This is a genomic window from Pseudomonas syringae group sp. J248-6 (assembly GCF_032586995.1).
GTDB lineage: Bacteria > Pseudomonadota > Gammaproteobacteria > Pseudomonadales > Pseudomonadaceae > Aquipseudomonas > Aquipseudomonas amygdali.
This window is the reverse complement of the sequence record NZ_JAWHOP010000005.1, coordinates 90,425-109,999: the sequence shown is the minus strand read 5'-3', so window position 1 is coordinate 109,999 and position 19,575 is coordinate 90,425. Positions and strand designations below refer to the sequence as shown.

Sequence of the window (19,575 nt, the reverse complement as noted above, 5' to 3'; positions counted from 1 at the left end):
CATGCAAAGGAGGTAATATGCGCCCATCTTCCGTCACGCTCCTCCAACAAGGTAGTCGGCCATGCGCCTTTCCGAGTTCATCGTTGTTCATGTGGATCGCATTGTCGATGAATGGGAAGACTTCGCCAGGACTCTGAAACCTGCCGCCGACTCGATGAGCAAGCTGGAGCTACGCGATCACGCCAAATCGATTCTGCTCGCAGCTGCACGGGACATGAAAACCGCGCAGAGCAAAATCGAGGAGATTGCCAAGGCCAGAGGCGAGGAGCTTAATAAGACGCCAAGCCTGGACGAGGCCGCCAGCAGCCATGGCGAGTTGCGCCATGAAGTCGGCTTTGATCTGGTGCAGATGACTTCGGAATTCCGCCACCTGCGTGCCAGCGTTATCCGTTTATGGGTAGAAAGCCTTGCAGCACCACAGCTGGCCGATTTTCAGGACGTGATTCGCTTCAACGAGGCCATTGACGAAGCACTTGCCGAGTCCACTGCCGCCTATGCCGAACGGGTCGGTCGCTCGCGGGACATCTTCCTCGCCATTCTGGGTCATGACCTGCGCGCGCCGCTTCAGGCCGTCAGCATGTCCGCCGAGTTGCTGGCGCGCAAAATAGCGCAGGATGAGAAAACCCATTCATATATCTCGCGCATTCAGATGAGCACTCGTCACATGGGCGCGATGGTCAGCGATCTGCTTGAGTTTGTGCGCAGCCGTCTGGGCGCGGGCCTGCCGGTGGAGCGTAAGTACATGGACCTGGCGCATGCCTGTCGCGAAGCCATCGAGGAAGCCTGCGCCGGACATCCCGGCGCTGTTCCGGTTCTGGAAGTCGAGGGCGACACAAAGGGCCACTGGGACGCCGCGCGGATGGGCCAACTGCTGCAGAACCTGATCGGCAACGCCATGCAGCATGGCGCGGCCGCCCACGAGATCAGGCTCAGGGTCAGCGGCAATCAGAACACTGTCGAGCTGATTGTGCATAACGAAGGCAAGCCGATTGCCGAAGACGCAATAGGTACCATCTTCGACCCGCTGGTGCGCAGCACCCATGAGGACAGCGATACGCGCAACACCACTACCAGCCTCGGGCTGGGCCTGTTTATCGTCAAGGAAGTGGTCAACGCCCACAGCGGCAGCATCACCGTCACCTCGACCATAAACGAAGGCACCACGTTTACTGTGGTACTGCCCAGAACCTGACTCAGGCTGTTGATCGCGCAGCCACGCAGTCAGCTCAACCCTTCCACTGCGCCCGGGGATCAAACGAGGAGCTGTCTGCCAGTTTCTGCCAGAGTGCCCGGGTTGCCTCGTCGGTGTGCTTGGGCACGACGATTTTCAGCTGGGCGTAAAGGTCGCCCCGCTCGCCGCTCTTGTTCATCAGGCCGTTACCCTTGATCCGCAGGCGCTGACCGTTCTGACTGTCCGGGCGGATGGTCAGGTTGATCCTGCTGTTCAGCGTCGGTACCGCCACCTTGGTGCCCAGCACTGCTTCCCAGGGCGCCAGTGGAACGGTAATGACCAGATCATGGCCCTCGACCTCGAACAGAGGGTGCGGTGCCAGGCGAATGATCAGGTACAGATCGCCATTGGCACCCCCGCCCACTCCAGGCGCGCCCTGGCCCTTGAGACGAATGCGCTCGCCGTCAACGACGCCCGCTGGAATCTTCACATTCAGGGTCTTGGTGATATCGCTCATGCGCTGCCCGTTGGGGCTGTGCTGAGGCACCTTGAAACTGACCTGCTTGGATTCACCCGACAAGGTCTCCTCAAGGAAGACTGCCAGCTCCATCTCTACGTCCTGCCCGGTACGCCCCGGGTTGCGGGTACGGCCGCCCTGCTGTGGCCGACCACCGAAAATGGAGCTGAAAAACTCTGAAAAGTCTGCCGTTTCCTCGAATCCGCCAGCGCCTGCGCCAGCCCGGCTTTGCCAGCCTGGCGGGGTCTGGAACGGACGGCCCTGCCGACCGTACTTGCGCAGTTCATCGTACTCGGCGCGCTTGTCAGGGCTGCTGAGCACCTCGTAGGCTTCGGACGCTTCCTTGAACTTGTCTTCGGCGCCTGCTTCCTTGCTGACGTCAGGGTGATACTTGCGCGCCAGTTTGCGATAGGCGGTTTTGATCGCCTTGTCGTCCGCAGTCGGCTCAACGTCAAGTATCTTGTAGTAGTCTTTGAAATCCATGTAACGATCACCCATCCGAATTATCCGGCAAAGCCAGATACGCTGGCGTCACGCGCCCAGCTCCCTCTGTTCACGAGGTATCTGGATTACCTAACGTCGAAAATTTATAGATAGCCGGCCGTCTTTGCAGACGGGTCGATAGCTCGACAACATCGTGTTCGACAGCCAGGTCTACCGAGAATCCCTTCAAGATTGGGGGTAACGGGCTTCAGTTCAAGCCTTGACGGTAAATACAGTCAGGTAAATATAAGCGACGTGTCGCGCTACGCAATTGGCGCGCGCTGACATAAACTGCGCGGCCGTTTTTTGACTGGAACGTAAAAGACATGAATGACCAATCCCCGGCCCGTGCCTGCGGCATCGATTTCGGCACGTCCAACTCCACCGTCGGCTGGCAACGACCCGGCGTGGAATCGTTGATCGCGCTGGAGGACGACAAGATTACCCTACCGTCGGTGGTGTTCTTCAATATGGAGGAACGCCGCCCGGTGTATGGCCGTTTGGCGCTGCACGAGTATCTGGAAGGTTATGAAGGCCGCCTGATGCGCTCGCTCAAGAGCCTGCTGGGCTCAAAGCTGATCAAGCATGACACCAGCGTGCTGGGCACGGCGATGCCGTTCAAGGATTTGCTGGCGCTGTTTATCGGCGAGCTGAAAAAACGCGCCGAGCACACGGCCGGACGCGAGTTCGAGCAAGTGGTACTGGGCCGCCCGGTGCATTTTGTCGATGACGATGCACTGGCCGATCAGGAAGCCGAAGACACTCTGGCCGAAGTGGCCCGCAAGATCGGCTTCAAGGACGTGTCGTTCCAGTTCGAACCTATTGCTGCGGCATTCGACTACGAGTCCACCATCAAAGACGAAGAGCTGGTACTGATTGTCGACATCGGCGGCGGTACGTCGGACTTCTCGCTGGTGCGCCTGTCACCCGAGCGACGCCAGCACGATGATCGCCAACAGGACATTCTTGCCACGGGCGGCGTGCACATTGGCGGCACCGACTTCGACAAGCAGCTGAGCCTGCAAGGCGTGATGCCGCTGTTCGGTTACGGCAGCCGTATGAAAAGCGGTGCCTACATGCCGACCAGCCACCATATGAACCTGGCGACCTGGCACACCATCAATGCGGTGTACTCGCAAAAGTCGCAGCTGGCGCTGGGCAGCATGCGTTATGACATTGAGGACACGGGTGGCATCGACCGCCTGTTCAAGCTGATCGAACAGCGCGCCGGGCACTGGCTGGCCATGGAAGTGGAAGAAACCAAAATCCAGCTGACCCACGCTGAAAACCGCCATCTGCCAATGGACCGGGTGGAAGCAGGATTGAGTGTGGACCTGAGCCGGGTGATGTTCGAGGCGGCAATCGACGCTCAGCTTGAGCGCGTGCGCAACAGCGTGACGAACTTGCTCAGCGACGCGGGCGTGAGTGTCGAACAGGTCAACACGGTGTTCTTCACCGGCGGCTCCAGCGGCATTCCCGCCCTGCGCAACAGCGTCTCGGCTATGCTGCCCTACGCCCGCCACGTCGAAGGCAACATCTTCGGCAGCATCGGCAGCGGCCTGGCGATTGAAGCGAAGAAGCGCTACGGCTAGTGGTATGACTCGGAGCGCAGGCACGGTAGTTAAAGAACTATCGTTCCTCACGCTCCAGCGTGGGAATGCCGTTCGTGACGCTCTGCGTCACAGATTCCAGCCGCAACGCAGACTCTAGCCAGTCAGATATCCACGCGCCCTAGACCAACCCTTCCTTCTGCAGTTCGCTCTTCAAATACGCATAGTAAATCGGCCCTGCCACCACACCCGGCAGGCCGAATGCGGCTTCGAACAGCAGCATCGCCAGCAGCAACTCCCACGACTTGGCATTGATCTGTCCGCCGACGATGCGTGCATTGAGGAAATACTCGACCTTGTGAATCACGATCAGGTAACCCAGCGCAGCCAGCGCTACCCAGATCGAGATCGACATGCCGACAATGAAAATGAGCGTATTCGACATCAGGTTACCCACCACCGGCAACAGGCCGAGCAGGAAGGTCATGATGATCAGGGTCTTGGTCAGCGGCAGGTGAATCCCGCACAACGGCAGGACGATGGCCAGGAATACCGAAGTAAACGCCGTGTTGAGCAGGGAAATCTTGATCTGGGCGAAAACGATGTTGCGAAATGCGCGACTGACTAGATACAGACGATCAAACAGTGCGGCCGCCAGCGGCTTGCGCGCATGGACATCGGAAATACGCTGCAAGGCGATGATTGCCCCCAGCACCATGCCGATCAGCATGGTAACGAACATGTGTGCTGCGCCCTTGCCGATCAACTGCAACTCGCCGACGTGCTTCTGCAGCCACTGCCCAAGGGAGACCTGAAACTCCGCAGCACTGGCAGGCAGATAGGCATCAATGAACGGCGGCAGCTGACCGCGCGCGCGATCCACCAGGGTCATGAACTTGTCCAGCGAGGCCCCGGGGTTTTCGGCTTCGTGCAGCACAAAGCTGATGACACCGGCAAAAATCAGTGTCAGCAAGCTGACCACCACAGTGCCCAGCAGCGCTACAGCCAGCCAGCGGGCGCGTTCGCCGGAGATCAGACGCTGCAACTTGGGGGTCAGCATGTTGACCAGTTCGAACACCAACAGTCCGGCCAGCAGGCTGGGCAGCAACTTGAATGGCAACACCAATAACAGACCGCCAAATACAAGAATCCAGCTGGCTATTAACACCTGACGCGCAGAAAACGTTGGCATAGACCCTCAACGGGCAACACAAGGAAGGTGGGCAGTCTGCCAGCCTTCTCAGTCGAGAACCAGTGATCCGAAAGCTGGAAAAAGTGCGGCGCAATCATCTGCCCGATGATCGGCTCGATAACGGAGCCAAAGTGCAGTGTTTACTGCACCCGCGCGCCTTGTCTGTAACGATGGCTCTGGCTGGAAAATTATTTCTTCTTGAGACAATCGCTCATGAAACTCTTGCGAGCGTCGCCCTTGAGTGCCTGAGTACTGGCGGTCGCATTGCAGGTCTTCATCTTGTCCTGCTGGGTAGCTGCCGGCGTTGGTGCCGCTTTCAGGCAAGTGCTCATGAACGCCTTGCGCTCATCGCCCTTCAGCGATTTGGCGCTGGCGTCGGCATTACAAGTGGTCATTTTGTTCTGCTGCGCAGTCGCCGCGAACCCATGAGCAGACAGCATCAAGCCAACGAGCAATAAAGGAATACCGAGCTTCTTCATCGATCCACTCTCCAGAACCACCGCACCGGACGGCGCAGGCTGTGATTCAGTGTAGTCAAATGTTGCGACCCATGACGGGGCACACTGCATCGCCGCTGGCATTCTCGACCAACAGGCGGATAATTACGCCTCGCTTTAACGATGATTCCCTCATGCAATACGCTTTTCCACTGATTACAGTCCTTATCTGGGCGATCAATACGGCCGTCACCAAGGCGTCTGCCGGAGTGATCTTTCCGGCTGAAATAGGCTTTTATCGCTGGGCGCTGGCAGGCTTGCTGTTCACACCCTTCATACTCAGGCCTGTCTGGGCGAACCGTGCCGCGATCAAACCGGTGCTGGGTAAAATTTTCATTCTTGCCGTGCTCGGCACTGCGATGTATCAAAGCCTGGCGTATTTCGCTGCAAGCCTGACGACCGCCACCAACATGGGGATCATTCAGTCGCTGGTGCCCATGATGGCGCTGGGGCTGTCGATAGCCTGCCTGGGCAATCGCCTGACCCGTGGCGCACTGCTGGGCGCTGTGCTGTCATTCGTGGGAGTGGTAGTCGTGGTGTCGGCGGGCAATCCCGCTGGGCTGATCGATCATGGCGTCAATCGGGGCGATGCGATGGTGCTGGTGGCCGCAGCGTCGTACGCGGTCTACAGCACGCTGCTCAAGAAGTGGCAGTTGTGCCTGCCGCCCCTGCAATTGCTTTACGTACAGATTCTGCTGGCGCTTATCGTATTGCTGCCGCCTTTTATCCTGTCGGCAAAAACCGGCTTGAATGCCAGTAACATTCCGATGGTGCTGTATGCAGCCATTCCGACTTCCATGCTTGCGCCATGGTTGTGGATGACCTCGATCATGCGTCTGGGGCCCAGCCGCACGACGCTGTTCTTCAACCTGATGCCGATCGCCACGGCATTGATTGCCGCGGCGACGCTGGGCGAACAACTTGCGCTCTATCACCTGTTCGGCGGAGCGCTGACCCTGTGCGGCGTCATCCTTGCAGAACGCTGGACGACCCCGCTGCGGTCAAAGACGAGTTAGGCAGTCGCGCTGCCCTCACTGCCCTCCACACTATGAATTGACACATCGGTGATTCCGGCGGCGTGAGCCATGCCGGCTTCACCGACTGCAAGATCGTCCAGCTCGACATGGTGCTTGAGCGCCAGCTCGTGTACCACTTCGATGATGGGCACATCCAGATTCTCGATGACGTCTACGTGGTGCTCGCCCAGCAAGGTGTACTCGATTTCATACAGTTCTTTATCGCTCATCGCATCTTCCTGGCCGTCACTGAGGAGCGGCTGATTAACGAACTACGGTCCGACAACCGATGACCGAGCCCAGGGCCGGACCCTAATGTCCGACCGTGCCATCAGATTGACCTCGCGGTTTCGGGAACGTGCTGGCGAATATTCAAAGGGCCACCTCGCGGTCAGGGATTGTCGTGAGAGGTACTGCCGTATCGCCATCTTTTTTTTCGAACTCTTACCCCGGTTTCCTGCTCAAAGTGCTACCGGGCCAAGACCGGCTCTGACATGTGGAGCAATAACGATGTACAAGAAAATCTTCGCGGCGACTTTTGTATTGGCGACGATGGCCGGCTGCAGCAACACAACCGTGCAGAACCCGGTGGATTACGTCACTTATCGCAACGAACCGCTGGTCAAGCAGGTTGAAAACGGCATGACACGCCAGCAGGTCCTGACCATCGGCGGCGAGCCGTCGAGCACTATCGAGCGTAAGGTCAACCCAGGCACCTGCAACAATTACGTTCTGGCCAAAGATGGCCACAAACAGGTTTACCACGTCAGCTTCAACAGCGACGGCCGTGTCACCAACAAAGGTTTCATGACCTGCGAACAACGCGAGAAGAACGAAAAAGCGATGTAACGGAAATAACTTACAGACGCCCGACGCGCAATGCGACGGGCGTTTCTATTTTGATGTTTAAGTATTAAACCCGCCACTAGACATTGCGTTTCAAACCACCGCCTGCGCCTTGAAACCCATGTAAAAATTTGCTGCCATAGCACTCATCTTAAAATCACTACACCGCATCACTGATGACCAAGGAGAGGTTCATATGGCTTTCGACGCTTTTATTCAGATCGCAGACATTCCCGGCGAGGCGCTGGACGAGAAGTACAGCAAGTGGACCGAAATCACCGGCTATAACTTCGGCGTCAGCCAGAGCACTTCTGCCACCGCCAGCTCCTCGGGCGGCGCTTCATCCGGTCGTACCACCATGACCAACTTCACCTTCACCAAATACCTCGACAGCGCCAGTTGCAAGCTGATGGAAGCCAGCTGTGCAGGCCAGCACCTCAAAGAAGTGAAGCTGGTGCTGTGCCGCGCAGGCACCGACAAACTCAAATACTACGAAGTGGTTCTCGAGGAAGTCATCATCGCCGACTACACCCAGAGCGCAAGCGCCGGCATCCCCATCGAAATCGTACAGCTCAATTACGGCCGCATCAAAACCACCTACACCCTGCAGAAACGTGTCGATGGCACAGCAGGCGGTAACGTGGCTGGCGGCTGGGACCGGATCAATAATAAAAAGTACTCGTGAGGCACGACCATGGCCGAAGCACGATCCTTCATCAACTCCAGAACACAGACCTTCGATTCTTTGAAAGCCAACCTTGCGCTGCCAAAGAATGCCAAAGCCAAATTCGTCGCCCTCAATTCCCACATCTCGGGCGGCGTCGTACTGGCCGGTGAGTTGGTCATCGTCGGCGACGCGTCCACGCCCTCGTCTACCGCCCAGGAAGCTTTCCTGATGGCCAAGGCTGCGGAAGTGCATACAGCGTTGCTGGTGAATGGCGCTGGAGGGGATGACTTTTTCCTTGAGAACTTTGAGTTGCTAAAGCAACTGATCAGTCATAGTTCCATGGGCGTAGGCGCGATCAGTGAAAGCTGGGCAAAACATCTTGATGCCATAAAAGCTACACTTCAGGATATTGAAAAAATGTATCGGGACTACTTGGGCTCCGGCACTATGACCAACCGCGATGCATTCTATGCCAAGCGAACATCGCTGTTTATTAAGCTTGAGCAACAGCTTGACAATATAGCGTCATTTGGTTCTGGATTACGAAATGAAGGCTCAATTAAAAGGCTGCTAGGTCTTTCTACCACAAGTTACCTACAGACTGGGGAAATAGCAGGCTACGCCGAAAAGGTATCAGGCGTTGCAAAAGCAGCAACGTGGGTAAAAAGAGGAACCTACATCGGTATCGCGCTTGATGTAAGTTCTACCGCCCTCTCTATCCACAAAGCCTGCACCACAGGCCGAGAAGAGCAGTGCAGGAAGGCGAAGTATGTTGAAGGTGCATCTCTTATTGGTAGCTTAGGCGGCAGCGCTTTGGGTGGAGCCCTTGGAAGTTATGCTCTGGGCACTGTATGCGTTGCAGTAGGCCTTCCCACAGCAGGGATAGGTACGCTAGCCTGCGTTGTCGTTGGGGCTGCTGCTGGAGGGGCATTAGGTGGCGCGGCGATAGGCAGTGGCGGTGAGTTCATTGGAGAATATATTTATGGGAAGACAACACAATGATGGGTATAGAGCTAGGCCTTATAGGGGTGATTTTATACGCCCTCATGATACTTATCATTGCTGCATCACTCTATATAGCACATAAGTATACACGTACATTTGAATCCCACTTACCCAACTGCAAACTTATAACAGACAACCAAGCGACTTACCGCGAAGCAGGATTACCTGGAAAAATCGTGAGGTGCGGCATGATGTATATATTTTTAATATTCCCAACTCTGGGCAAGAAACGTGGACTTATGGACTTAGGAGAAGCCAAGAGCTTCCCTACGAAAATGAAATACCTGCTGTTCATTCCCTGGACAGCGCAGATCTTAGTATTCATAGCATTAATTTGGTTTACTCAGTTTGCCATACCCCGCGCATAAACTCAATAGTGATCAGCTTTAACAACTCACTTATAGAGGTGAACATTTGATACACATAGAGCCAACGCTAGTAGGCATTATCATCTTTACAACGATGACGCCCAGCGTGCTATTATTTATGTATCGCACACTTACGCAGATAGAATCGAAGCGCAGCTATATCCTCATTCGTATCATCAAACCGAAAAGCACTGTCCGCAGGTGGCCTGTCCGGCAAATTTATACGCATCAGCTCCATTGCTTTTCTATTAATATCCCCCAATTTCTCTGCACCCAGAAGGATGACTGATGCTTGGTCCATTCTGAAAACAATCGCCGCGCCCCGAATAATTCTTCAGAGCGCAGCACCAATGCCACCTCTCAGGCGACCTTAGAAAACCAGCTTGAACAGGGCGATGACCACGACCAGGCCGATCAGAAAGATGATACCGACGGTGCTTCCCAGAAACTTGAGCATTGTGTATCTCCACGATTTATTTGGGTCTCATGGTTGGGACCGCAGCGTTCTGCACTCGTTTCTTATATTTTTACATTCAGTCACAACCGTCCGCACCGGCGAAAATCCGATAAAACTTTTCCCCTCCTCCAGCACTCACAACCTTTGCTGATCCTGCCGGGCAACACACAGAGCGGGACAGCAAAACCTGATGAACCCTGGAGATAAATGATGATTTCTGCACCGCAATCACAGCTTTCCGATGTAAATACTCTGCGCCAGCGTGCGCGCCAGAACGTTGAGAATGGTGCTGTGACTGAAGGTTACAGCGCTGACCGCGAAACCGTACTGCGCCTGCTCAATGAGTCGCTGGCCACCGAGCTGGTCTGTGTGCTGCGCTACAAACGCCACTACTACATGGCGTCGGGCCTCAAGGCGAGCGTGGCGGCAGCCGAGTTTCTGGAGCACGCCGAACAGGAAGCACAGCACGCCGACAAACTGGCCGAGCGTATCGTGCAACTGGGCGGCGAGCCGGAATTCAACCCGGACCTGCTGTCGAAGAACTCCCACGCACAATACGTTGCGGGCAATACGCTGAAGGAAATGGTCTACGAAGACCTGGTTGCCGAGCGCATCGCGGTCGACAGCTATCGCGAGATCATTCAGTACATCGGTGACAGCGATCCGACCACCCGCCGCATCTTTGAAGAGATTCTTGCTCAGGAAGAAGAGCACGCCGACGACATGTCGGACATCCTCGAAGGCCTGTAACAAGCGGCGACAAGTGAAAAGCCAGGACCTGTGTCCTGGCTTTTTTGTGGACAACTGGAATGCGTGACTGCTGCACAACTATCGTTCCGCACGCTCCAGCGTTCGTCGCACGTATTTTTTGTGGGAGCTAGCTTGCTGGCGAAGAAGCCATTACAGCCCCCTGAAAACAGGGCGCGTGGACCATCGCTTTCGTGAGCAAGCTCACTCCCACGGGAATCGCCACTCAGCCTGATGCCACGGTGCCAGCCCCGTTTTTTCCGGGATCTTCAGGACTTGTGTATAACGCTGACAACTCCAGCGCGACAGTACATTTCTGGAAATCACTTCACCGTCTTCGGCGCCTTGCCGGTGCGCATCTGCTCCAGCAGCGGGCCGCATTGGTTCGGTGCGCTATCGCCGGTCGCGACCAGCGCCAGCAAACCGGCCACCGGGCCTACGGTCGCACCGAGCAGGACCATGCCGGCGCCGCGCAGCAGTAACGGGCCGGACTGCACGCCTGCGTTGGGCTTGGCGAACGGGCCGTTGACATACAGTGGCGAGCGCAGCGAGAACACGCGGAAGCCCTTGGACTCCGGGTTGACCTGCAGGTCCAGCTGCTCTGTCTTCATGTTTGCGGTGCCATTGATGTAGATGATGGCGTTCTCGGTATCGAAGACGAACAGCCGACTGGTCGCCAAGCCGTCCTTGATGCCAAAGTCAGAAGCCGCGCAATTGATCTTCACGTCCTTGTCGCCAAACAACTTGCCCCCACGTAGTTGCCTACGTTGAGCCCGGCGATCTCCATCAGGCCACGGCTGATCGCGCCGTCGTTGACCAGCATTTTCATTTCACCGTTGGCGGTGCCGAGCAAAGCGGCAACCGAGTTGCCTCGGCCACTGATGTCGGCATCGCCGTTCAGCTCACCGAAGCTGGTTTTCATCGGTTCAAAGGTCGGGAACAGCTGCTTGAGCTTGAAGTTGCGCGCCGACAGCTTCGCCCTGCCCTGCAACGGTTTGTTGCGACCGTCGAGGCGGATATCAGCATCCAGCTTGCCGCCTGCCACACCAAAGCGCAGCGGCTCCAGGCTCAATTGCCCATCGTTGAGAATCAGATGGGTATACAGGTCGGTGAACGGCAAGTCCGGGCTTTGCACGATGCGCTTGCCGGTGAACTCCACGTCGGCATCCATCGCTCGCCAGCGGTCGGTCTGAAATTCTTCTACGGGCAGGACCTTGCCCGACGGCTGCTTGCTCTCGCCACCGCGTTTTTTCTGAGCGGCATTCGAGTCGGCACCAATCAACGGCGCGAGGTCGCTGAACAACAACTGATTGGACACCAGCACGCCACTCAGCTTCGGCCGTGGCTGGCTGGCGACGTAACCCAGATCGCCGTGGATATCGCTGTTGCCGATCTTGCCGTTGAAGCCTTCGTAACGAAAGTTGGCTCCTGCCGGGTCATGCAGTTTGGCGATCAGGCGGCCATCAGTGGAGTAAGCCGGAGAGTCCGGCAGGGTAACGCCGGTCAGCGGGTACAGATTGCTCAGGCTCGCGCCGGAAAGTTTGAGGCGCAGATCCAGCGCACCCAGGTTCTGTGGGTCGGTCAGGGTCCCGGCGATGACCGCGTGGGTATCACCAACCTTCACATCGGCCTGCACCGGGAACGGCTGACTGGCATCCTTGAGCGCCAGAAGGCCACCCACCTTGCCGGTGCCGCTCAGTTTCTGACCATGGTACTGGCCTGTTACAGCCAGACCAAACGCATAGTCCTGCGGTACTGCGCCCTTTTCCTGGGCCTTTTGCGCTTCCTTGCTGCCAACGATTTCGCCAAACGGGATCGGCTTGCCGAGCAAGTCGATCACCACATCCAGATTGGCATTCAGTGTCTGGTCATTGAAACTCACCAGTCCCTTGTCGAACTTGATGGCTCCGATATCCACCACCCACTTGGAAGGTTCAGCGTTCGGGTCGGATTTGGGCAGGTCGAACACCCAGTTGGCGCGACCATCGGCCAGCCGCTCAAGCTTTGCCTCGGGGCCGGTCAAATCGATACGCGGGATGACCACTTGCTGAGTCAGCAGTGGCAACAGCGACAGACGAAACTCAACGTGCTTGAGAGTGACCATCTGCGGAGTTTTCGACCACTCGGGATTACCCAGTGTCAGGTCATCGGCCACGAAGTGCGGCGACGGCACCCAGGCACGCCAGCCACCGAGCTCGGGCTCGCGCGTCCAGCGCACATCCAGGTCACCATTGATGGCGAACGGGCGATGCAGCGCTTCGCTGACTTTCTCATTGAGGGTAGGTTTGATGCGATTCCAGTCGAACGTGACAAGCACAATGACCAGTATGGCCAGCACCACCAATAACGTGGCACCTGTCCAGGCGAAAATCTTGCGGCTGCGCGTCATGCGTGACTCTCCAGAAAACAGCGCCCCGACCCTGGCGCGCTGAATACGACATGAATGTTCGACTGACAAACGCGCCGAGGGTTTGATTTGAATACGAAATCGCACCAAAGGCCAGCACCCGCGCTGCAGCGCACGTAAAAGAGTCTGAATGAAAACCCTTTCGACGCAGGTAAAGCGCATTTGCTAAAGTGCAGTCCAGCCTAATCCAAGAATCGTTTGAGCCATGCTGCCCCGCGCCGAACAGAAACAACAGACCCGAAGAGCCTTGCTTGATGCTGCCCATCAGTTGATGGAAAGCGGACGCGGCTTCGGCAGCCTGAGCCTGCGGGAAGTGGCGCGCACGGCGGGCATCGTGCCGACCGGGTTTTATCGCCACTTCGAAGACATGGACCAGTTGGGCCTGGCGCTGGTGAGTGAGGTCGGCCAGACCTTCCGCGAAACCATCCGGCTGGTACGCCACAATGAATTCGCCATGGGCGGGCTGATTCGCGCGTCGGTGAAGATATTTCTAGAGCGTGTAGCGGCCAATCGCTCGCAGTTTCTGTTTCTGGCCCGTGAACAGTATGGCGGCTCTCTTAAAGTGCGTCAGGCGCTGGGGGCTTTGCGCGAGGGCATCAGCGCCGACCTGACGGCCGACCTGGCAAAAATGCCCAAATGGCAGCACCTGAACGCTGACGCGCTGTCGATCATCGCCGACCTTGTGGTCAAAAGCGTGTTCGCCATGCTGCCGGAACTGATCGACCCTCCACCCGCTTCGCTTGCACCGCACCTGACACCTCAGGCCAAGATTACCCAGCAACTGCGCTTCATCTTTATCGGCGCACGGCACTGGCGTGGGCTAGGTAGTCACGATTGAGCGTCAGTTGAAGCCAGATAGAGCACCAAAATAGATCACTTTTTTCGTTGCGCACCATTAGTGATCACGTCAAGGCCGTGCACAATTAAAAAGTCAGGCATTTCCGCCAGCGATTTCCTACAGCCTGCCCTGTTGGCAAGCCCCTTGCTCTGATTTGAAGCATCGCAATTGGCTGGAAGCTATCTAATGCTGGTGATTCACAACCGAATCGAACCTCAGGCCGAATGGGCCGCCGAGCTGCATTTGAATTTCGAGGCACGCAGCAAGAGTCGCCTGCGCTGCTTCAGTGCGGAAAACGAAGACGTCGGCCTGTTTCTGCAACGCGGTCAATCGCCCCTGCGCGATGGCGAGTTTCTACAGGCCGAAGATGGCCGCGTGGTACGTGTCTGCGCTCGCCCGGAAAAGCTGATGCACGTTACTTGCAGCAGCACCTTCGAACTGACCCGCGCGGCCTATCATCTCGGCAATCGTCACGTAGCCCTGCAGGTCGGCGACGGCTGGTTGCGCCTGCTCGATGACTACGTGCTCAAGGCTATGCTCGATCAACTCGGTGCCACCGTCGAAACCATCGAAGCGCCGTTCCAGCCGGAACATGGTGCCTATGGCGGCGGGCATCACCACTCGCGTGCAGGCGAAGAGGATTTCAACTATCCGCCCCGCATGCACCAGTTCGGCGTGCGCAAGTGAACAGCGCCTGGGCGCTTTTGCGTCTGGCCAGCCCGCAGCTGCCGATTGGCGGCTACAGCTATTCACAAGGGCTGGAAATGGCCGTGGAGCAGTCCATCGTGGTGGACCCGCAGACTGCAGGGCGCTGGATAAGCGATCAGCTGTTGCTCAATCTCGCTCGCTTTGAGGCACCCTTGCTGCTGGCCCATTGTGAAGCAGCGTCAGCCGGTGACTGGGGCCAACTGCTGCAAGTCAGCGAGCAACACCGCGCCAGCCGCGAAACGCGCGAGCTGCATCAGGAAAGCCGGCAGATGGGTTATTCCTTGCAACAACTGCTCAATGGCCTGCCTGAGCTGGATCGCGATGCACGCCACTTTCTTGAACAGACTGCAGAGCCGCATCTGGCCCTGGGCTGGGCGCTGGCCGCACGTGCCTGGCAGATCAGCCCGCAAGACGCACTGGCCGCATGGCTGTGGAGCTGGCTGGAAAACCAGCTGGCCGTGCTGATGAAAACCCTGCCACTCGGCCAGCAAGCTGCGCAACGCCTGACCAGCGAGCTGTTGCCGTTACTGCAGCAAGCGCAGGTCAATGCCTCCCGACAAGATACCCACCATGCCGGCAGCGCGGCCTTCGGCCTGTCCCTGGCGAGCATGGCGCATGAACGTCAATACAGCCGGTTATTCCGGTCCTGATCAGTATTTATGGAGAACTCAATGAACAGCCAACCTCTGCGCGTCGGCATCGGTGGCCCGGTAGGGTCCGGCAAGACAGCCCTGACCCTGGCGCTGTGCCTGGCATTGCGCGACCGCTATAACCTGGCGGTCGTGACCAACGATATCTATACCCGCGAAGACGCTGACTTTCTGGTGCGCAACGAGGCACTGGCCCCTGAGCGCATCATCGGCGTTGAAACCGGTGGTTGCCCGCATACCGCCATTCGTGAAGACGCGTCGATCAACCTGGAGGCGGTTGACCAGCTCAATCGTCGCTTTGAGGGCCTGGACCTGATCATTGTCGAATCCGGTGGCGATAACCTTTCCGCGACCTTCAGCCCGGAGCTTTCCGACCTGACGATTTACGTGATCGACGTGTCGGCCGGCGACAAGCTGCCGCGCAAAGGTGGCCCGGGTATCTGCAAGTCCGATCTGCTGGTGATCAACAAGATAGACCTCGCACCGCTGGTGGGCGCGTCACTGGAGATGATGGACAGCGACACGCGCAGGATGCGTGGCGAAAAGCCTTTCGTGTTCAGCAACCAGAAAACCGGTCAGGGTCTGGAGCAGATCATTGCCTTCATTGAACGCCAGGGTCTGCTGACTGCAGCCGCCTGAATTCACAACCAAAAGGAACCCGTCGATGAACTACAAAAAAGCCCTTGGCGCCCTCGCGCTGCTGCTGATCCCGACTCTGGCGATGGCCCACCCCGGTCATGGCGATAACGGCCTGATAGCGGGTATCAGCCACCCGATTGGCGGTCTGGATCATTTGCTGGCAATGCTTGCCGTCGGCTTGTGGGCCGCACAACAGCAAGGTTCCGCACGCTGGGCGCTGCCCTGCACCTTCGTCGGCACCATGCTGATCGGTGGCGTGCTGGGCTTTGAAGGTCTGAACCTGCCAGCACTGGAAAGCGGCATTGCCGCGTCGGTACTGGCGTTGGGTCTGGCTGTGGCACTGGCAGTGCGTCCGCCCTTGGCACTGGCCGTTGCAGCGACAGCACTGTTTGCGTTGTTCCACGGTGTGGCGCATGGCCTTGAGCTTCCTGACATGTCCAGCCCATGGGCTTACGCAGCAGGCTTCGTGGCAGCAACTGCAGCCTTGCATGCGGCAGGTTATGCCGTGGTTCGCGTATTGCCTCAGGCGGCAGCACCGCTGGTGCGCATCGCAGGTGCAGCTTCTGCGGCAACGGGTGTGTGGTTGCTGGCGGGCTGATCGGATTTCCGGCTGATCGTGCCCACTTGGCCTGGAACAATCAGCCGGGGACGATCAGCGGGAAAGCGCAGGAATGCGGTACAGGTAGAGCAGCACTGCGCTGGCAAACGCCAGCAGGCAGACCGGCAAAGGGTGCAAGCCGAACAGCACCGCGATGGCGGCGATCCAGGCGGGCAGCCCGGCAGCGAGAAAGGCCACACGGCGGACAGCAGCCAGTTTGAGCCATGCTGCCGGTTCTTCCGGCGTGTCGAGTGCAGCCTGGGTAGCCGTTAACGCGCGCTTGTAAGCCCCGAAGGGCTTCAGGCTGACGAACATCGAGCCTATCCCGGCAATGAACAGCGGTATCGCCAAAACAGGGATGAGCGGCTCGCTGGCACCGAAAAACACACAGACCACAAGCAATGGCGCCAATGTCAGACCCAATTGACGCCACCAAGCCATTTCCAGCTTTTGGCGCACCTCGCTGCGTGTCACGCGGGGCCGACCTCACTTTGATGCTCGTTACCCATCATGTGCCCCAGCTTGCCCGCCTTGGTCGCCAGATAAAGGCGGTTGTGCGGGTTTTGTCCGGTGTGCAACGGCACACGCTCGGCGACCTTGATGCCCATGTCGGTCAAGGCTTTGACCTTGCGCGGGTTATTGGTCATCAGACGCAGCGACTGAACGCCCAGATGTTGAAGCATCGGCAGGCAGATCGCGTAATCGCGCTGGTCGGCGGCAAAGCCCAGACGCTCATTGGCCTCTACCGTGTCGGCACCGCCATCCTGCAGCTCGTAGGCGCGGATCTTGTTCATCAGGCCGATACCGCGCCCTTCCTGACGCAGATACAGCAATACGCCGCGCCCTTCGGTAGCAATGGCGCGCAGGGCGGCCTCAAGTTGTGAGCCGCAATCGCAACGCTGGCTGAACAGGGCGTCGCCTGTCAGGCATTCGGAATGCACGCGGCCAAGAACCGGCGCACCGTCCGCCACATCGCCCAGACTCAGGACGACATGTTCACGGCCGGTTGCCGACTCGATAAAGCCGTGCATGGCAAACTCTGCAAAGGGGGTGGGCAGTTTGGAAGCGGCGACAAATACGACGGGCACCGTGTGCTCCTGATCAGTATGAAGACTGGAAATTCGCAAGATTCGCATTGTAACAGCAGGTTCCTGCGGACGCTCAGGCTGAATTCTCGGGCGTTTAGATCATAAAGTTCGATAGATAGATGCAGTGCATCGCTTCACTGCGCACTGCCGAAATGCTGGTAGCCACGCGTATCGGGCGTGACATCCAGCCCTGCGCCGTCGACAACAATGACACCCTGGCCCTTCTCTACCCGGCCAATCACATGCACCGGCCAGCCTTCATCCAGCAAGCTGGCAAGGTGCCCGGACGGCAGCGTGAAAGCCAGAATGTAATCGTCGCCACCGCTAAGCGCAGCCTGCCGGGCAGACGGCAGATCGAACAACGTCAGCAACTGATCAGACATCGGCAGCCTGTCACGCTCGACGACCAGCCGGACGCCTGATGCACGGGCAATGTGTCCGCAATCAGCCAGCAGCCCATCGGAGATGTCCAGCGCCGACGTCGCCCTGCCCCGCAATGCCTGCCCCAGCGCCAGTTGAGGTTGCGGCGACCAGTAGCGGGCCAGCAACGCCTCGGCAATCGAAGCCTCGGTGCTGCGTTGCTTCAAGACCAGCGGCAACGCACCTGCGCCATCACCCAGCGCGCCGCCAACGCAGAGCAAGTCGCCCGCGCAAGCGCCGCTGCGCGTCAGGGCCGAGCCGGCTGGAACAGCGCCAAACACCGTCAGCGTCAGGCTCAAGGGCCCGCGTGTGGTATCGCCGCCGATCAAACGCAGCGAACAGCCCTGCGCCATGTGATTGAGGCCGCGAGCAAATGCCTGCAGCCAGTCGGCATCGACCTGCGGCAGGGTCAAGGCAAGGGTAAACGCGACAGGACGGGCGCCCATGGCCGCCAGATCACTGGCAGACACCGCCAGCGCACGCTGGCCGAGCAGGAAGGGGTCACAGACGTCAGGAAAATGCACCCCGGCAACCAGGGTATCGGTCGAGATCGCCAACTGCTCGCCGGGCGGTAACGCCAGCAGCGCGCAGTCGTCGCCGATCCCCAGAGCAACTTCCCCGCCTGCTTGCGCACAGCGCGCGGCGGCGAAGTAATTGCGGATCAGCTCGAACTCTCCCATAAAGGTCAGGCGCGAATCAGCGCTTGTGGGCCTTCACTTCGACTTCACGCAGGCGCGGTGCCAGCTTGTCCAGCACACCATTGACGAACTTGTGGCCGTCAGTAGAACCGTAGACTTTGGCCAGCTCGATGCCTTCGTTGATTACAACGCGGTAAGGCACGTCGATGCGCTTGAGCAGCTCGAAGGTGGACAGGCGCAGGACGGCCAGTTCAACCGGGTCGAGTTCTTCGATGGTCAGGTCGAGGCAAGGCGAGAGCGCGGTGTCGATCTCGGTCTTGTTGGTGGCCACACCGTGCAGCAGTTCACGGAAGTAGGCGCCGTCGACATTGCTGAAATCGTTGTCGACACGAAACTGTGCTTCGATCTCGTTCAACGCATGGCCAGCCATGTGCCACTGATAAAGGGCCTGAGTAGCCATCTGCCGCGCTTCGCGACGTTTGGCACTTTTGCCCTTGGCAGCTTCCGGCGATTTGGCGTCGCGCGGGTTGAACTGGTCGGTATCGTCGGAAATCACTTGGCCTCCAGCTGCGACAGCAGGCTTACCATTTCAATGGCGGACAGAGCAGCTTCAGCGCCCTTGTTACCGGCCTTGGTGCCGGAACGCTCGATGGCCTGCTCGATGGAGTCGACGGTCAGTACGCCGAAAGCGACCGGAACGCCGAACTCCATGGACACCTGAGACAAGCCTTTGACGCACTCGCCTGCAACGTATTCGAAGTGCGGAGTACCGCCACGGATCACCGCACCCAGCGCGACGATGGCCGCAAATTCGCTGCGCTGGGCAACTTTCTGCACGACCAGCGGAATTTCGAACGCACCCGGCGCACGGATGATGGTGATGTCGCTTTCGCTGACACCGTGGCGTACCAGCGCATCAACGGCACCGCTAACCAGGCTTTCCACGACGAAGCTGTTGAAACGGCCCACTACCAAGGCGTAGCGGCCTTGTGGGGCGATGAAGGTACCTTCGATGGTCTTCAAGGTCATTCGGTGAGTCTCGTATTAAAGAGCAAGCCCGCCTTGGGGCGGAC

At 58.1% G+C, this 19,575-nt stretch carries 22 protein-coding genes and 1 pseudogene; 13 read left to right on the top strand and 10 right to left on the bottom strand.

From position 1 onward, the window contains the following. Positions 1 to 61 precede the first annotated feature (61 nt). On the top strand, positions 62 to 1,192 hold the full coding sequence (locus RYC17_RS08730; RefSeq protein ID WP_058402650.1) for a sensor histidine kinase: 1,131 nt from the start codon (positions 62 to 64) through the stop codon (positions 1,190 to 1,192). Between the two features lie 34 nt (positions 1,193 to 1,226). Here the strand turns inward: RYC17_RS08730 and cbpA are convergent, their stop codons facing one another. Continuing rightward, positions 1,227 to 2,171: a curved DNA-binding protein gene (gene cbpA / locus RYC17_RS08725; protein WP_002555407.1), complete on the bottom strand. Its 945-nt coding sequence runs from the start codon at positions 2,169 to 2,171 to the stop codon at positions 1,227 to 1,229. 326 nt (positions 2,172 to 2,497) lie between these two features. Between cbpA and RYC17_RS08720 the strand changes: the two genes are divergently transcribed. Further along, on the top strand, positions 2,498 to 3,763 hold the full coding sequence (locus RYC17_RS08720; protein WP_316902745.1) for an Hsp70 family protein: 1,266 nt from the start codon (positions 2,498 to 2,500) through the stop codon (positions 3,761 to 3,763). 139 nt (positions 3,764 to 3,902) lie between these two features. Here the strand turns inward: RYC17_RS08720 and RYC17_RS08715 are convergent, their stop codons facing one another. Both RYC17_RS08715 and RYC17_RS08710 read right to left on the bottom strand, forming a co-directional pair. Further along, positions 3,903 to 4,913, bottom strand: coding sequence for an AI-2E family transporter (locus RYC17_RS08715; RefSeq protein WP_002555409.1), 1,011 nt, complete (start codon positions 4,911 to 4,913; stop codon positions 3,903 to 3,905). Positions 4,914 to 5,101: 188 nt separating this feature from the next. Next, a complete protein-coding gene (locus tag RYC17_RS08710; protein ID WP_122281238.1) occupies positions 5,102 to 5,392 on the bottom strand; it encodes a PsiF family protein in 291 nt (96 codons plus the stop codon). Positions 5,393 to 5,544: 152 nt separating this feature from the next. On the opposite strand from RYC17_RS08710, the gene RYC17_RS08705 reads away from it, so the two are divergent. Beyond that, positions 5,545 to 6,426: a DMT family transporter gene (locus RYC17_RS08705; protein WP_122281239.1), complete on the top strand. Its 882-nt coding sequence runs from the start codon at positions 5,545 to 5,547 to the stop codon at positions 6,424 to 6,426. On the opposite strand, the gene RYC17_RS08700 is transcribed toward RYC17_RS08705, so the two are convergent. Further along, positions 6,423 to 6,656, bottom strand: a complete 234-nt coding sequence (locus tag RYC17_RS08700) for a hypothetical protein (protein WP_005732119.1) — start codon at positions 6,654 to 6,656, stop codon at positions 6,423 to 6,425. The two genes, RYC17_RS08705 and RYC17_RS08700, sit on opposite strands and share 4 nt — an antisense overlap. Positions 6,657 to 6,936: 280 nt before the next feature. Here RYC17_RS08700 and osmE point away from each other — a divergent pair, with 280 nt between their 5' ends. The 5 genes from osmE (at position 6,937) to RYC17_RS08675 (ending at position 10,519) form a co-directional block, all read left to right on the top strand. Then, positions 6,937 to 7,275, top strand: coding sequence for an osmotically-inducible lipoprotein OsmE (gene osmE, locus RYC17_RS08695; RefSeq protein WP_002555413.1), 339 nt, complete (start codon positions 6,937 to 6,939; stop codon positions 7,273 to 7,275). 193 nt (positions 7,276 to 7,468) lie between these two features. Then, positions 7,469 to 7,957: an Hcp family type VI secretion system effector gene (locus tag RYC17_RS08690; protein WP_058402652.1), complete on the top strand. Its 489-nt coding sequence runs from the start codon at positions 7,469 to 7,471 to the stop codon at positions 7,955 to 7,957. Positions 7,958 to 7,966: 9 nt separating this feature from the next. Next, positions 7,967 to 8,941 (top strand): hypothetical protein, encoded by a 975-nt coding sequence (locus RYC17_RS08685; protein WP_122259630.1) that lies wholly within the window; start codon positions 7,967 to 7,969, stop codon positions 8,939 to 8,941. 663 nt (positions 8,942 to 9,604) lie between these two features. Beyond that, positions 9,605 to 9,976, top strand: a complete 372-nt coding sequence (locus RYC17_RS08680; RefSeq protein WP_193601040.1) for a hypothetical protein — start codon at positions 9,605 to 9,607, stop codon at positions 9,974 to 9,976. Positions 9,977 to 9,979: 3 nt separating this feature from the next. Next, complete coding sequence (locus tag RYC17_RS08675; RefSeq protein WP_004655820.1) at positions 9,980 to 10,519, top strand: bacterioferritin; 540 nt, start codon at positions 9,980 to 9,982, stop codon at positions 10,517 to 10,519. A 320-nt stretch (positions 10,520 to 10,839) separates the two neighbouring features. Here the strand turns inward: RYC17_RS08675 and RYC17_RS08670 are convergent. Beyond that, a pseudogene (locus RYC17_RS08670) lies at positions 10,840 to 12,905 on the bottom strand (AsmA family protein). A gap of 223 nt (positions 12,906 to 13,128) precedes the next feature. Here RYC17_RS08670 and RYC17_RS08665 point away from each other — a divergent pair. The 5 genes from RYC17_RS08665 (at position 13,129) to RYC17_RS08645 (ending at position 16,356) form a co-directional block, all read left to right on the top strand. Next, positions 13,129 to 13,761: a TetR family transcriptional regulator gene (locus tag RYC17_RS08665; protein ID WP_002555418.1), complete on the top strand. Its 633-nt coding sequence runs from the start codon at positions 13,129 to 13,131 to the stop codon at positions 13,759 to 13,761. A gap of 186 nt (positions 13,762 to 13,947) precedes the next feature. Beyond that, the gene (ureE, locus tag RYC17_RS08660; RefSeq protein WP_002555419.1) at positions 13,948 to 14,448 is read left to right on the top strand and encodes an urease accessory protein UreE; all 501 of its coding nucleotides are present in this window, start codon (positions 13,948 to 13,950) and stop codon (positions 14,446 to 14,448) included. Then, positions 14,445 to 15,119, top strand: coding sequence for an urease accessory protein UreF (locus RYC17_RS08655; protein ID WP_058402656.1), 675 nt, complete (start codon positions 14,445 to 14,447; stop codon positions 15,117 to 15,119). Before ureE ends, RYC17_RS08655 begins: the two co-directional genes overlap by 4 nt. Before the next feature lie 21 nt (positions 15,120 to 15,140). Next, complete coding sequence (ureG, locus tag RYC17_RS08650; RefSeq protein ID WP_003368915.1) at positions 15,141 to 15,758, top strand: urease accessory protein UreG; 618 nt, start codon at positions 15,141 to 15,143, stop codon at positions 15,756 to 15,758. 25 nt (positions 15,759 to 15,783) lie between these two features. After that, positions 15,784 to 16,356 carry a HupE/UreJ family protein gene (locus RYC17_RS08645; protein ID WP_058402657.1) on the top strand — a complete coding sequence of 191 codons (573 nt, stop codon included), beginning with the start codon at positions 15,784 to 15,786 and terminating at the stop codon, positions 16,354 to 16,356. Positions 16,357 to 16,410: 54 nt separating this feature from the next. Here RYC17_RS08645 and RYC17_RS08640 read toward each other — a convergent pair whose 3' ends face one another. From RYC17_RS08640 to ribE, 5 genes are all read right to left on the bottom strand, one after another. Further along, positions 16,411 to 16,830 (bottom strand): MFS transporter, encoded by a 420-nt coding sequence (locus RYC17_RS08640; RefSeq protein WP_122259627.1) that lies wholly within the window; start codon positions 16,828 to 16,830, stop codon positions 16,411 to 16,413. After that, positions 16,827 to 17,444: a GTP cyclohydrolase II gene (gene ribA / locus RYC17_RS08635; RefSeq protein WP_024675310.1), complete on the bottom strand. Its 618-nt coding sequence runs from the start codon at positions 17,442 to 17,444 to the stop codon at positions 16,827 to 16,829. The genes RYC17_RS08640 and ribA overlap by 4 nt, the downstream gene beginning before the upstream one ends. A gap of 134 nt (positions 17,445 to 17,578) precedes the next feature. Continuing rightward, on the bottom strand, positions 17,579 to 18,544 hold the full coding sequence (gene thiL, locus RYC17_RS08630) for a thiamine-phosphate kinase (protein ID WP_122259626.1): 966 nt from the start codon (positions 18,542 to 18,544) through the stop codon (positions 17,579 to 17,581). A 16-nt stretch (positions 18,545 to 18,560) separates the two neighbouring features. Then, entirely contained in the window at positions 18,561 to 19,058 is a 498-nt protein-coding gene (nusB, locus tag RYC17_RS08625) for a transcription antitermination factor NusB (protein ID WP_002555426.1), read from the bottom strand. After that, on the bottom strand, positions 19,055 to 19,531 hold the full coding sequence (ribE, locus tag RYC17_RS08620; RefSeq protein WP_002555427.1) for a 6,7-dimethyl-8-ribityllumazine synthase: 477 nt from the start codon (positions 19,529 to 19,531) through the stop codon (positions 19,055 to 19,057). The genes nusB and ribE overlap by 4 nt, the downstream gene beginning before the upstream one ends. Between the last annotated feature and the right edge of the window lie 44 nt (positions 19,532 to 19,575).

Excerpts from the sequence above, each read along its gene's own strand:
- RYC17_RS08730 (WP_058402650.1), top strand. The coding sequence starts at position 62 with ATGCGCCTTTCCGAGTTCATCGTTGTTCATGTGGATCGCATTGTCGAT.
- cbpA (WP_002555407.1), bottom strand. The coding sequence starts at position 2,171 with ATGGATTTCAAAGACTACTACAAGATACTTGACGTTGAGCCGACTGCG.
- RYC17_RS08720 (WP_316902745.1), top strand. The coding sequence starts at position 2,498 with ATGAATGACCAATCCCCGGCCCGTGCCTGCGGCATCGATTTCGGCACG.
- RYC17_RS08715 (WP_002555409.1), bottom strand. The coding sequence starts at position 4,913 with ATGCCAACGTTTTCTGCGCGTCAGGTGTTAATAGCCAGCTGGATTCTT.
- RYC17_RS08710 (WP_122281238.1), bottom strand. The coding sequence starts at position 5,392 with ATGAAGAAGCTCGGTATTCCTTTATTGCTCGTTGGCTTGATGCTGTCT.
- RYC17_RS08705 (WP_122281239.1), top strand. The coding sequence starts at position 5,545 with ATGCAATACGCTTTTCCACTGATTACAGTCCTTATCTGGGCGATCAAT.
- RYC17_RS08700 (WP_005732119.1), bottom strand. The coding sequence starts at position 6,656 with ATGAGCGATAAAGAACTGTATGAAATCGAGTACACCTTGCTGGGCGAG.
- osmE (WP_002555413.1), top strand. The coding sequence starts at position 6,937 with ATGTACAAGAAAATCTTCGCGGCGACTTTTGTATTGGCGACGATGGCC.
- RYC17_RS08690 (WP_058402652.1), top strand. The coding sequence starts at position 7,469 with ATGGCTTTCGACGCTTTTATTCAGATCGCAGACATTCCCGGCGAGGCG.
- RYC17_RS08685 (WP_122259630.1), top strand. The coding sequence starts at position 7,967 with ATGGCCGAAGCACGATCCTTCATCAACTCCAGAACACAGACCTTCGAT.
- RYC17_RS08675 (WP_004655820.1), top strand. The coding sequence starts at position 9,980 with ATGATTTCTGCACCGCAATCACAGCTTTCCGATGTAAATACTCTGCGC.
- RYC17_RS08665 (WP_002555418.1), top strand. The coding sequence starts at position 13,129 with ATGCTGCCCCGCGCCGAACAGAAACAACAGACCCGAAGAGCCTTGCTT.
- ureE (WP_002555419.1), top strand. The coding sequence starts at position 13,948 with ATGCTGGTGATTCACAACCGAATCGAACCTCAGGCCGAATGGGCCGCC.
- ureG (WP_003368915.1), top strand. The coding sequence starts at position 15,141 with ATGAACAGCCAACCTCTGCGCGTCGGCATCGGTGGCCCGGTAGGGTCC.
- RYC17_RS08645 (WP_058402657.1), top strand. The coding sequence starts at position 15,784 with ATGAACTACAAAAAAGCCCTTGGCGCCCTCGCGCTGCTGCTGATCCCG.
- thiL (WP_122259626.1), bottom strand. The coding sequence starts at position 18,544 with ATGGGAGAGTTCGAGCTGATCCGCAATTACTTCGCCGCCGCGCGCTGT.
- ribE (WP_002555427.1), bottom strand. The coding sequence starts at position 19,531 with ATGACCTTGAAGACCATCGAAGGTACCTTCATCGCCCCACAAGGCCGC.